The organism is Shewanella nanhaiensis (assembly GCF_019457885.1).
Classification (GTDB): domain Bacteria; phylum Pseudomonadota; class Gammaproteobacteria; order Enterobacterales; family Shewanellaceae; genus Shewanella; species Shewanella nanhaiensis.
This window is the reverse complement of sequence record NZ_JAHZST010000006.1, coordinates 42,579-56,018: the sequence shown is the minus strand read 5'-3', so window position 1 is coordinate 56,018 and position 13,440 is coordinate 42,579. Positions and strand designations below refer to the sequence as shown.

At 41.6% G+C, this 13,440-nt stretch carries 10 protein-coding genes; 5 read left to right on the top strand and 5 right to left on the bottom strand.

What is annotated here, in order from left to right:
• Nucleotides 1-114: 114 nt before the first annotated feature.
• Nucleotides 115-2,550: a beta-N-acetylhexosaminidase gene (locus K0625_RS10165; protein ID WP_220109587.1), complete on the top strand. Its 2,436-nt coding sequence runs from the start codon at nt 115-117 to the stop codon at nt 2,548-2,550.
• A 44-nt stretch (nt 2,551-2,594) separates the two neighbouring features.
• Here the strand turns inward: K0625_RS10165 and glnD are convergent, their stop codons facing one another.
• Nucleotides 2,595-5,201: a [protein-PII] uridylyltransferase gene (gene glnD, locus K0625_RS10160; RefSeq protein WP_220109586.1), complete on the bottom strand. Its 2,607-nt coding sequence runs from the start codon at nt 5,199-5,201 to the stop codon at nt 2,595-2,597.
• A 341-nt stretch (nt 5,202-5,542) separates the two neighbouring features.
• Between glnD and K0625_RS10155 the strand changes: the two genes are divergently transcribed.
• Entirely contained in the window at nt 5,543-6,766 is a 1,224-nt protein-coding gene (locus K0625_RS10155) for a hypothetical protein (RefSeq protein WP_220109585.1), read from the top strand.
• A 128-nt stretch (nt 6,767-6,894) separates the two neighbouring features.
• Here K0625_RS10155 and K0625_RS10150 read toward each other — a convergent pair whose 3' ends face one another.
• On the bottom strand, nt 6,895-7,143 hold the full coding sequence (locus K0625_RS10150) for a DUF3297 family protein (protein ID WP_065187837.1): 249 nt from the start codon (nt 7,141-7,143) through the stop codon (nt 6,895-6,897).
• Nucleotides 7,144-7,407: 264 nt separating this feature from the next.
• Between K0625_RS10150 and K0625_RS10145 the strand changes: the two genes are divergently transcribed.
• On the top strand, nt 7,408-7,845 hold the full coding sequence (locus K0625_RS10145) for a dCMP deaminase family protein (protein ID WP_065187836.1): 438 nt from the start codon (nt 7,408-7,410) through the stop codon (nt 7,843-7,845).
• A 79-nt stretch (nt 7,846-7,924) separates the two neighbouring features.
• On the opposite strand, the gene K0625_RS10140 is transcribed toward K0625_RS10145, so the two are convergent.
• Both K0625_RS10140 and K0625_RS10135 read right to left on the bottom strand, forming a co-directional pair.
• Nucleotides 7,925-9,187 (bottom strand): serine hydrolase domain-containing protein, encoded by a 1,263-nt coding sequence (locus K0625_RS10140; RefSeq protein ID WP_220109584.1) that lies wholly within the window; start codon nt 9,185-9,187, stop codon nt 7,925-7,927.
• Nucleotides 9,188-9,372: 185 nt separating this feature from the next.
• Nucleotides 9,373-9,795, bottom strand: a complete 423-nt coding sequence (locus tag K0625_RS10135) for a hypothetical protein (protein ID WP_220109583.1) — start codon at nt 9,793-9,795, stop codon at nt 9,373-9,375.
• A 423-nt stretch (nt 9,796-10,218) separates the two neighbouring features.
• Between K0625_RS10135 and K0625_RS10130 the strand changes: the two genes are divergently transcribed.
• Together K0625_RS10130 and K0625_RS10125 are read left to right on the top strand one after the other, a co-directional pair.
• Complete coding sequence (locus tag K0625_RS10130) at nt 10,219-11,304, top strand: acyltransferase family protein (RefSeq protein WP_220109582.1); 1,086 nt, start codon at nt 10,219-10,221, stop codon at nt 11,302-11,304.
• A gap of 145 nt (nt 11,305-11,449) precedes the next feature.
• On the top strand, nt 11,450-12,658 hold the full coding sequence (locus K0625_RS10125) for a phospholipase D-like domain-containing protein (RefSeq protein ID WP_220109581.1): 1,209 nt from the start codon (nt 11,450-11,452) through the stop codon (nt 12,656-12,658).
• Nucleotides 12,659-12,783: 125 nt separating this feature from the next.
• Here K0625_RS10125 and K0625_RS10120 read toward each other — a convergent pair whose 3' ends face one another.
• Nucleotides 12,784-13,194, bottom strand: coding sequence for a hypothetical protein (locus tag K0625_RS10120; RefSeq protein ID WP_220109580.1), 411 nt, complete (start codon nt 13,192-13,194; stop codon nt 12,784-12,786).
• Nucleotides 13,195-13,440 lie beyond the last annotated feature (246 nt).

Sequence of the window (13,440 nt, the reverse complement as noted above, 5' to 3'; positions counted from 1 at the left end):
ACGCTGTCATTATTTAGCCAAGGTTGCAACTCAAACTGAGTCAACTTACAGCCTAGCCCAGCTGAAATGGCACAAAATATGGGTGATAAAGTAGAACTAAAAGGAGTTAATTCGATGCGGCAACAACTGGTAATTTTTCTAAATAGTGTCATCTTGCTATCGGTTTGCATAAGCACACATGCCAAGCCTATCAATATTATGCCGCTTCCTGCCGAGCTGAAAACGGCTACCGACTCAACTCACTTTTACATCTCTCCAACCCTATCATTTGCCACCTCAGGTATCCCTGATAGCAATGCGCAGCAATTTAAACAAACCATGCAAGAGATCTTCGCAGCCAGAACTCAAACGGATTTAACGCTCAGCTCTATCGATGCCAACCTCAAAAGTAGTGATAAACCAGATATTCTAGTTAAACTGACGCAGCAACCACTAAACCGCACTCCTCAACTCGGTGATGATGAAAGCTACGAGCTAGATATCAACTCAAAACAGATCACCCTTATCGCTAACAATGAACTAGGTATCAAACATGGGCTTAACACGCTCAGCCAGCTACTACTAACGACACCGAAAGAGATAGGTAAAGCAAATATTCCTGCGCTCGTGATAAAAGATAAACCTCGTTACCCTTGGCGGGGCTTGCTCATTGATAGTGTGCGTCATTTTATGCCAATCGAAACCATTAAGCGTCAACTCGACGGTATGGCTTCGGCAAAACTCAATGTTTTTCACTGGCACCTAACTGACGATCAAGGTTGGAGGATCGAATCAAAAATTTACCCAGCCCTGCACCAGAAGGCATCTGATGGAAAGTTTTATACTCAAGCCGAGATAACCTCGATTGTTGAATACGCCTCCCATAAAGGGATCCGTGTAGTCCCAGAGTTAGATCTACCTGGCCATGCTTCAGCAATCGCGGTGGCCTACCCAGAGTTGATGAGCGCGAAGGGTCCCTACGAAATGGAGCGACAATGGGGAGTATTTGAGCCTATTCTCGATCCTACAAACCCCGAGGTTTATCAGTTTATCGATAAACTAGTCGGTGAGTTGACCACTCTTTTTCCCGATCATTACTTGCATATAGGCGGCGATGAGGTCCCACCGACTCAGTGGCTCAATAATGAAGATATCACAGAGTATATGCAAAAAAATGCTTTGCTTAGCGCAGAAGATCTACAGGCGCACTTTAATCAAAAAGTGAATAAGATCTTGGCTCAACACAAACGGTTTATGATGGGCTGGGATGAGATATTTCACCCTAAATTACCTTCGAATATACTGGTACAATCATGGCGTGGACTCGACTCACTTTCGCAAATTACCGCCGCTGGATATCAAGGCTTGCTCTCAACAGGCTTCTATATCGACCAAGCTCAATATACTGACTATCACTATCGCAATGATCCACAAAATAAGCCTGCCCACTTAGTAGCGTTATTGCCTGCAGATGTTCAAGGTAAGGTATGGCAATTTACTATGCCAAGGTATAAAGGCTCTCCTATTCATGGTGAGCTATTAGTAGTTCACGATAACCAACCCTATGCTTACCTCAGCCTCAACGGAAAGTTATCCAAAAAAGTCAGCAAGCTCACACTCTCAGAGAATAAGATTGAGTACCGTATAGATACCTGGATGGGGCCAACCACAGCGGAGTTCACCATATCGAACGACACTGTTTTAACCGGGCACATATTTGTCGGCAATACGCTTTACCCTGTCACAGGGCAGCGCTCAGCGCTAGCTCAGGCAAGTCAGTTAACTAAAGCAAAATTAAAGCAAGCTCCTGTAGAGCTCATTGCTGATCATAAGAAGGTTTTAGGTGGTGAAGCGACGATATGGTCTGAGCTTATCACTCATGAAAATATCGACATCAGAGTCTGGCCACGACTATACGCTATCGCTGAGCGGTTGTGGTCGCCAAAAGAGCTCACCGATAGTCAAAATATGTATCAACGTTTAGCTTCAATAAGCAGCTATAGCCAGCGCTATATCGGCCTCAAACATAAACAGCAGCAACAGCAAGGGCTACAAAACTTAGTCCATCAAGATAGCGATATATCGCCTTTACAACTGCTTGCTGAAACGGTGGAGCCTGCACACTACTACACTCGCCACCACCTTAAGTTTCAAGCTAATGAGTATCATCAGCAAGCACCACTGAATCGATTTGTGGACTACCTTGATGTTGAGAGCCTACCGCTGATCTTTTTACATCAAGGGTTAGCGAAAGCAAAAGATAGGGAGAGTATGGAGTTCGTCAATGCGCTCAACCTTATTGAGGTATCACTGCTAAAGTGGCAAAAAAATCAACCAAGATTAAAGCGACTCATTGAGCAATCACCCAAGTTACACAGTATCAAGCAGGTAGCAGAGCTAAATGATAAAACTCTCACCTTAGGCATCAAGCTTGTTCAATCGTGTCGCAACAACAGCTTAACTGAGCTTAGCGCCCTAGATGATGAGTTAATCTCGATTTTGTCTTATAAAGGAGAGATTGTCCTAGCATCGGCTCACTTGCTGCGCGAGCTGATAAGGAGATGCCGCTAAGCCTGACTGACAGCACAACAAAGCAGAGACTTAGCGGTAATCGATCAGGCTGTGGGCTGCTCCTTAATGAAATCAACAAAGAAGGACTTTAAGGTTTGCTTACTCTCATCATCGAGAGACTGACCATCTTTATCGGATACAAGGAAGACATTATCGACCTGCTCACCCACAGTGGTGATTTTGGCCGAGTGAATATTGAGTTCAAACTGCCTAAAACCATTACAGAAGTGGCTCATAAATTGGGGATTATCCAGAGCCGTCACACTAATCAGGGTTCTGTCTTTTTTGCGCGAATGCAAAAACTCCACTTTAGGCTCACTCACAAATGAGTCCAAGTTACTGTTAAGACGCTGTTTAGAGACTTTCTTATTCTGAAATAACACCTGCTCCAGCTTCAGCTTAATACTCTCGCGACGGCCAGCAGTACGTATTGGATGCTGGTCATAGTCGAGTATTTTCAGTGACTCCACCACGTAACCATCTTTTGTCTTAGAGATGTTAGCTTGCTGAACAGAGATCTGCAGCGAGGCTAAAGTATTAAACAGAGTAACAAACAAACCTGGTTTATCCTTCATATAGACGAATAGATCGCTACAGCCCTTAGTGCTGCCCTCATCCAATAAAATAAGTGCATGCTCTGCCGGGTACTGGATCATAGCTTGGGAGTAACGAGCAATATCGCTGGGCTGAGCATTACTGAAAAATGACAACGGCAGGCGCTTCCAGAGCAGTTTGATCTCTTCGGAAACTTCACCCATCCCCATCAACTCTAGGGCTTCATTCTTATGCTCACGGACAATTGTCCGCTGCTCTAACACGTTTTCTAAGCCGTTACGTAGGGCAAAGCTTATCGACATATATAGATCACGGAGTAACGTTGCCTTCCAATTTGTCCACAGATCATCATTAGTCGCTTTAATATCCGCAACAGTTAAACAGTAGAGAGCATCGAGTCTGGCTTTGGTTCCTATGGTTTTAGCAAGGTTCTTCACTTCCGAAGGATCATAGATATCGAGTCGTTGGGAGGAGAGAGATAGCAGCAGATGGTTTTGCACTAACCAGGCGATCACTTTAGCTTGAGATGGTTTTAATTCATGAAATTTGGCAAACTGCATCGCATCAACCGCGCCCAACTCACTATGATCGCCCCCACGTCCTTTAGCAAGATCATGAAACAGCGCCGCTAACAGTAGCACCTCTTTATTTTCAATCGCTTTGTAAACCGCACTAGGTTGTACAAGCGAGGCCGACTCAGGCTTATCTTTTAAGGAGTAGAGGTTTTTAAGTAATTTATGAGTATGCTCGTCAACAGGGTAAACATGATAAAGATCGAACTGCATCTGCCCTACGATCTCACGCCATTGGGGCAAATATGAGGCTAGAACACCATGTTTTAGCATTAATGATAATGCCAGTCCCATCCCTTCTGGATGGCGAAATAGAGAGATAAACTCCTTCCGACAACGATGAAAATCTTGTAGATCGCCAAGTAAACGACGTCTTACTTGACGGATCAAACGAATCGTTTGTGGTGAAATACCATCAATATCATCTGCATTTTCAGCAATATGAATAAAGAGTGCCATCAGCTGTGTACGGTCAACAAACACATCATCATGGCGTGCATTAATCAGTCGGCTATTTATCTCAAAATGTTCATTTAACAGGGTCGTTTTTTTATCGGTTTGCGCTAAAAGCTCATCCTTAAAATAGAGCAGCAACATCTGATTAAGTTCGCTAATCCGCCTCATAGCACGGTATAGCTGACGCATCATCTTTTCGATAGCCAGATGGCTATTATCGCCAAACCCCATCAGGCGCGCGACATCACTTTGCAAAGAGATAAGTAGACGATTTTCAGAACGCTGCGCTGCAGCATGCAGTGCCCAACGAGTTCGCCAAATAAAGTTTTGTGATTCTAGCAACTCCGAATATTCATCGGAGGTAAAGAAGCCAAAGCGCCTTAAAGCCGCCATATCTTCAGCGGAAAAATACTTACGGGTAACCCAGATAAGGGTTTGAATATCGCGCATTCCCCCTGGGCTATTTTTCAGGTTTGGCTCTAAGCTAAAAGCACTGCCTTGGGCTTTTTGATGACGCTCATCTTGCTCAATCACCTTTGCATTAAAAAAGGCTTCACTGCTCCAGAGATTATCGCCGTATAGTCGACTTAACACCTCTTCAGCATGGGATTTTGGACCAGTTAAGTGACGCATCTCGAACAGTGAGGTCGCGGTAGAGATATCCTCTCTACAAGCTTTATCTACCTCACTCAATCCCAACACACTATGACCAAGCTCTAAACCAAGATCCCACAATTGGGTAAAGAAAAGACCAATTTGAGACTCCTCTTGGGGAGTGAGCGTTTGGGAGAAAAGTACACAGATATCGATATCAGAATGAAGATGTAGGGTTTGACGGCCATAGCCACCAACAGCGTTGAGAGAGATATTGTCGGAGGTGAGCTCGGCGCACTCCCAGAGGTGAAGCAGCAGAGTATCAAAGAAATCGGCACGTAACTTTACAATTTCATCAATAGCAATATAGGTAAAGTTATCATTAAAGTAGTTGTCAGCATCTTGAATTATTTTCTTATAATCACTAATGCTCATTTTTGAACTGAATTGAGGCGATATATCTGAGTCTGACATGCTTCTCCTGTGGTTATTTACATAGGGAATAACTAAGGTTTCTTAATGAATCAAACCGTTATGCAATGGCCTTTGTATGACAAATAGGGTAGATGATCTCAACAAACATTACAAATAAACAACACCCCATCAATCTTATCAGAGCCAGTAGATGAGCCAGCTAATCTCATTATTAACCATTATAAAAATGATCCATATAAACAAAAGTTAGCACTTATTATGCTTATTTTAATTTAAAGAAGTGTAAACCCACTTTAATAATATTTATATTACTATATAAATATTGTTGTGAATATTTAAAACAGGTAAAGGTTTACACACTAACAATAAAGGAGGGCTTTATGTTTCCCCCCATAAAACCACTTAAAAAACTGGCGATATTTGGTGTCACTCTGACGCTTGTAGGTTGCTCTGCAACTTCGATAGCCAATCACAAACAATGGAATCTAGATGCTGATAAAATCAACACCTCGACATTAAACAGTACCATTGAAGAGGCGATTGCCTACCTTAAAGTAGCCGGAAACGAAAATAGTATTGCCACTATCAGCTTACCTGCAGGAGAGTTTAATCTCTCCTCTAATCAAGACAAACTAGGGACATTGGTATTCAGTGGTCTTGAAACCGGAAACAATGGAAAGCTGCTTTTCAAAGGTCAGGGACGCAATAAAACAACACTAGTATTTAGTGATTTTGAACAGATAGCCGTGTACGGAAAAATGACTCAAGGACTCACATTGCAAGGGCTGCACTTTACCCGTGAACATTACTCAGCCACTCAGGGAGAAGTGGTCAGCACATCACCTGGCGAGATCATTATCAATATCCACAAAGGTTTTCCTAAGCCTGATTTTCTCTGGCGTTACCGCGATATGGGACATTATCTGAAACGTGCAACCAACAGCCAAAGTAATCCAAAAATCATTCAACAAGCAAATAAGCAGGTCAAATACGGTTACCGCAGTGGTTCAGCTTATCCTCCTGAACACGTTAAAGGCCTTCAATGGAGATTTCACCTTGCCAACGCTAACCAAGATTTAGCAGATAATGGCTATACCAAGGGCAGTTATGTTGCTATCAAAGCGAAAAAGTCCGCCTTTCCCTATAGCTTTAAAGGTGGAGAGCGACTCACTATGAACAATATTAAATGGACCCACAGTACCAGGGGTATTATCAGAGGGACGAAGGATAAAGATGGCAATCAAGTCGCCATTAAAGATATCACCATCAGTAACTGCAAAATGGTGAGAGCTGCACCAATTTTTGAGCAAACGCCAATACTTTCAGCCAGCGGCGGTGGGATTCAACTAAATCAACCCGATGATCTGCCCGCAACTAATATCTTAATCAGAAACTGCATACTGGACTCAAGCGGAGACGACAATATCGCACTATTTAATGTCGACGGGGTAAAACTTGAAAATATCACCAGTAAGAACGCCTTTGCACGAAGCATACTCATAACAGATAAAGCCAAAAATGTATGTGGGACTAATATCAAGGTGATCAATGGCGTGATTGAAAATGATAAGCATCAGGCAGTGACAATTCCCGCCTGTCCATAATGCTCACTCATATTTCACAAATAGCGACAGGTAAAATAAGCTGTAGTAGGTAGTGATTTGAGATAGAAAATCTGGCCACCCACAATATGGATGGCCGCTTCAATATCTGCCTTATATAGCTGCTATCTTTAACGATAGAAGGCTTCAACCGTGCCTTTAATTGTCATCAAAAGTGGTTGGCCACGACGATCCAGTGCTTTAGATGATGGCACTTTAACCCAAGCTTCACTGATACAATACTCTTCAACATCAAAGCGCTCTTTACCGTTCACTTTAATGCCAATATCATGCTCAAAAATTGCTGCCACGTGGTGTGGGCTACGAGGATTAACCGAAAGACGATCCGGTAAAGTTGGTTGCGATGTTGTGTCGTTCATGGTTGTGACCCCAAATATAGAGTTGGAAATTGGAATAAAAAAATGTGCGCTATTGTAGGCAATACGCGGCTTATGCTCAAGAACAAGAATCATAAATCTTGATTAGTACTCGACAACATAATCCATCACAATTGGCTCCAAAGCATCATAAAAACATAGCGAGAGTTAAAATAAAACCTAGAGGTTGATTTATCACTATTCTAAATAGAAAATAACCTCTAGTTGGTAATTTATTCAGTGGCATAGAACAGGAGTCTGTAAAAGATGATGACAAAATGGGACGTACGTTTTCTACAGATGGCTGAGCTCGTAGCATCTTGGAGCAAAGACCCCTCAACTCAAGTGGGTGCGGTGATCACCGAAGATAACCGTATCGTCTCTTTAGGCTTCAACGGCTACCCCCACGGGATCTCCGATAGTGCAGAAACGGATAATCGAGAGATGAAGCTTCTCAAAACTCTGCACGCAGAGGAGAACGCCATTCTCTATGCTAAACGAGATCTCAGCGGCTGCGAAATTTGGGTCACTCACTTCCCCTGCCCTAACTGTGCAGCCAAGATCATCCAAACAGGGTTGAGAACTGTACACAGTCCACAACCAAGCGAAGACTTCCTGTCACGTTGGGGTGACAAAATAAAGATAAGCCAAGATATGTTCGACCAATCAGGCGTTAAAGTCGACTGGATGCAGGTTGGCAAGTAAAGTAAGTATTCAAAATGAAAAAGGACGCCAAATGGCGTCCTTTTTCTATTTTCACTTAATGTGCTTATAAAGCAATCCATTACTTGCTAGCAGCAGCTTTCAATATTGCTGGAATAGCTTTATGGAAGATAGAGATCGCCATACGTGGCGTTTCTGTTTGCGGATAACCGCCATTCATCGCTATCACGGTGCCAGTTGAGCGCTCCATTGCTACCACCTGTCCATGAATACCAACCATAGCCAGGATCTCGTGACCATCAAGATTCAACAAACGAAATTGATCTTTATACCAGCCATCGGCCAACGCAGCCTCTTTGCTCTTAGTCCAAGCTGAACGCACCAGCTCATTACCATCAAATAGTGAATCAATAAATGCTGACGAGATAACTTGCATACCTTGATAGTTTTTACCGTCATTAAGGAGCATAGCACCAACACGGGCTAAATCTTTTGTACCTGCGTTCAATCCACCAGAGGCCATTGCTCCACCAGCATGATCTGCCATCAAGTAAGCGTTATTCTCAACGCCAACATCTTGAAAGATAACCTCGATGATATCTGCAAGATTTTCACCCGTCACCTTCTCAACAACTTTACCTAATACTTCAGTATTCACGCACTGATAAGTGTAGGTCTCACCCATACTGTACTTAAACTCAGTCACAAGCGGAAAGTAATCAGACACCCCATTAGGGTAATCTTTTACGCCTGTATCACTGTTATATGATTGAGATATAGTCATACGATCATCCCAACTCTTATGTGCCGATACCGGCTGAATAACACTGGTACGCATATCAGATACTTCTTGAACTGTGGCAGTTTCCCACACAGTTCCTTTTAACTCAGGCAGGTAATGGATCACTTTTTTATCCATATCCAGCTTGCCAGCACCCACCGCTTTTTGTGCAGCCAAAGACGTAAACGACTTAGTGACTGACACATCAAGGTGAGTAGAGCTCGGTGTCATATTATTCCAATAGTGCTCATGTAAAATCTTATCCCCCTTAATAACAACTAAAGAGTGATTCTTTATACGCTCACGCAAGAAGGTTTCTAAATTAATATCGCCCTCGATATCAGACACAACAATCTTATTTAGGCCTAGATCGACAGGTTTAAACTCCTGGGGTACTACACCTGAGGTGTTTAACTTATATGAGTGAGTAAACTTATATGCGTGAGGGAATGTAGATGCTGAGTTTTCAGCCTTATCCCAATCGTGAATACTGATAGCATGATTAGCTGCATTTTCTATAAAAACATTATCTCGTTTTTGGAGTTCAGCAGCCGTTGCACCAAAAGCCAATAAAACAGTTAAAGCGACAATAGATCTTTTCATGGTAAATCCTTAATCAAACTACCTTCACGTTAAAGCATCAAGACACTTGATATCCTAACACCAACCCCATTAAGTAATTTTAAAATAAATAAAAATACAACAACTTAAGTCAACCCTAAACTTTACAGGCTAGCATTCACAGCTCAGAATTGACCAAATTCAGGTATACGAACTCAATTATTGATTTAACTCTTTATCTGCACTTCGTAAGCAAAGCCATGGCAACCATCAAAATAAAACTGCTCCCCCTTACTTAACTCAACATTTAGTCCCACGCTGCGGGTATATTCATAGGCAGCTTCAATAATCCCCATGTGGTTAGCCAACTTATGGTGAGTTGGCAGAATTGACCAATCCTTATCCATAATTAACACACGATTATCATCGGAGCTGCGTGGCATATGAATCGCGATCTCAACACCATTTGATGCCTTAAACGATGCTTTAGGTGAAGTATGAAATTGCAGTGAGGTATTCACTGACTTAAAGGTCGCCACCACAACAGGTAAAGGTGCAGCTTGTGCTGGTATCGATACCGATAGCGACGCCAAAAAGATTGCAGATACTGACAATAGTTTCTTGATTAAAGCAGACTTGGTTAAACTCATAATATTCCCCTTCAAATTGATTGATATGGATAACTAAATCTATGGGGTAAATATTATCGAGAGAAGTACTACTAAGCTTTTATAAGAGTTTTAGTAGAACATAAAGAAACAGATTAAAGTTAAGGGATCGAATGTCATAGGAATCCCTTAAACTCCACCCAACTAATCTCACATACATCTAGCTATCACTGTACCGATACAAAAATTCAATTTTTTGCCGCTAATTATCAATACATATAGCCAGATAACACCAGATTAACCTCAAGTTTAACTAGCTAGCCGAACTAACGCCTCATCAATACTTCATAGAGTAAGCAAAGGTAAAGTCCACCATCAATAGTCCCGTAGCTAAGTGGCTATGGGCATGTTAAAACATATTGTATTAATTAGATTTTAACCTAATAAATTTGGACTAATTACTGTATGGACACTCGGTTTTATGAAATAGATATTTTGCGCTTTTTATCTGCCTTAGCTGTGGTTATTTTTCACTATACCTATACAGGATATATGGAGGGATTTGCCACCATAGCGGATTTCCCACAACTGAGGGAGTTCACCAAATACGGTTACGTTGGAATTAATTTTTTCTTTATTATTAGTGGTTTTGTTATATTTATGAGCATTGAAGATAGTAATGCCAGCAGGTTTGTTGCATCACGTTTTAGTCGACTTTTTCCTGCCTACTGGTGCGCACTTGTATTAACCACTATGATCACCCTGCTTATTGGTGATGAGACCTTCTCTGTAACGCTCACGCAGTTCTTTGCCAATATTACTATGCTCAATCCGCTTTTTGGACAAAGCTCCATTGATAGCGCTTATTGGACCTTGTTTATTGAGCTTCAATTTTACTTTGCTGTCTTGTTAGTAATGCAGCTTAAGCTCGGCCACTACTTCCCGCATCTGGTCGCTATCACCCTTATCGGGTCAACATTAGCACTGTTTAGTGACTGGGCAGCCACAGTGGATATGTGGCACGGTATTTTTCCTCACTGGAGCGGCTACTTTGCTGTGGGTTGTTTATTTTACCTAACAAAACGCGATGGTCTAAATAAAGCCAAGGGGACTTTACTGCTTGTGGGTTACCTGTTTGTGTTGAAGCAATCAACGCTTTTTGGGGATCTCATGAGCCAATGGTTTGCGATTGAATTCAACTCAGGAGTTTTAGTTTTCCTCAATAGTCTATTTTTCTTTAGCTTTTGCATTACATCCCTATGTAAAAGTCACCCTTTTAGATTTAAGGCATGCTACCTTCTTGGGGTGCTCACCTACCCCTTGTACCTCATTCACCAGCATATCGGTTACATGATATTCAACTACTTTGGCAGCCAACATAATATCGGCTGGATTATCGCGATAACTATCGCAGTGATGTTACTACTAGCCTATGTTATCCATCGCTGCTTTGAAGTCACACTCGGTCCAGCATTTAAACAACTCTCAATGCAGTGGCTAGACAAACTTACCCACTCAGTACATCGCACCAGAACGATAAAAGCTAAGTAAACAACATGATTGCAACTACTGAGCAATATAATTTATTCTGTATCGCCTAAATATCAGCTTGCAAATGAACGACCTCAAGCTTTTTAAACCAGTAAAAACAGTAGATAAACTCTTTACCCTAATCTTTACCTTCAAAGGAATGAAAATGCACAAAAATGATAAGTTCTCTGATTTTAAAACACCTAGAACTGATGCTTTAATTAAAGAATTATGCTCAATCGGCAACGGAAAGGATTTCGACATTGAGCTCTTTCTTAGACCAAAAAAAGCAGCGCTAAACAGCTTTATATCCATTGTTCCAAGCAGCTCATTAACCGTGTTCACCTATACAATAGAAAAAGGTTTTGCTAAGAGCGTCATAGACAATATAAAACAATGCACAGGCGACGTGACCTTGGTCGCCCAAATAAATAAAACCACACACTTTGATTATTTGTGTAAGCAGCTAACATCACTGAGTGAACAAGTAGAGTCTTTAACACTTTACTGCGTCAAAAAGTGTCATATTAAGCTCTTTATTCGAGACGATTATGCCATCATCGGCTCACAAAACTTCACTACAGGTGCAGACTCTCACCCTAACACCGAACTATTTTTCATATCAAAATCAGGTGGCGAGCAAATAAAAACGCGATTACTATCAACCTTAACCGAGCTGTACAGCGACTTTAAACCACTTGAGATTAAAGGCTGTAGTGCAACAGAGATTGCGGACAAAATAACTAAAGCAACTCGTTCAGATTTTAGCAAAAATGCATTAAAAGAGATGCTTGAGCAAATACTTGAAGACTCTAGAGTCGCTCACTTTCAAATTGATAGTATGGAGGAGTTAGTAGAGTTCATGTCTGACTTGTCAGCACCTTCATTTGATGATGCAAGATACATAGATAGAGACACAATCCAAGAATCAGCAGAACAGTTTTTAGAAGACTTTGAAGCCAAATGCTGCGAATTTTTAGACGAGATAAAAAAAGCAGAACCCGAATCGACTTTCCAGCAATACCTAGAGAATTTCGAAACCGCCCACACCTTACTTGATGACGCATTTGAAGATCAAAATCATATCTTAGATGCTTTTCACTCCACTCAATTCATCGATGACATAGCTAGAGAGAAAACCTATACAGAGTTATGCGAAAATGGCAAAAGCGATCCAGACACAGGTGAATTCGATGAGAGTGCCATCTCATCAGAAGAGTTAGTTAAAGAGATAAATAATACACTTGCGGCCCTTTATGAGGAAAACGTTCAAACCGTCAATCAGTACTTTGAGTCTGTTCTAGAGGAGTTTCATAACCAGTTAGATGGCTTACTCGAAGAGTACAAACAAGAGGATGAAGAGGAAGCTGATTAAATAACAGCAAGATATATATTAAAACAGGGCAGAGTTTAAAGTCTGCCCTGACTGCTTCTCGTTATGACCAGTAGACTAACTTCATAGCAAACAATAGGATTGAGCTGTAGGTAATAAATACATGCCTAAGACAAAGCCAGTAAACCATGCTGGCTCGCGATCCCATTGGCAACAGTCGTCATTCTATCTTTTATCGCCAGTTCAATACCAACACCATCTTCAAGCAGATCATCTACCGCAATAAAAGCAATCGTCATTAAATGACTGCTCTGATAATGATACGCATAACCTTGCTTCACGACCCAACTCTGAGCACTTTCATTACTATCCACTCTAGCAGCTGTGATCTGTTGTACTTTTTCATCCAATGACCTGACCAAGGTGAAATCAAAAGAGAGGATAAGCTCTTCACTAGCGTACCAATCCGCTTTTAGCGCTTGAAAATTGATCCACATCTCCAGCTTCATTAACAGGGGCTTAAGTGCGCTTGAGAATTGGCCATCGGCCGCTATCTTGATGGGAAGATCTTCCTGCATATCACTCTTTTCCTTTGCTTTTGCCGTAAAACTTAAATCTTGAGCCCTTACTCAATACTCAAGATAACGTTAATGCCAACGCAACACCTTAAACTAACTTAAAAAACAGCCAAAAAAGACTGAATTAACATAAATGCAAACTTAATCAGCCTCCCCCTTGAACAAAAAACCACCAAAAGAATTGACTTATACTATAATAAACAATACCTTGAAATGACACCTTGGTTTTTCCGATGCGCAAAGTAA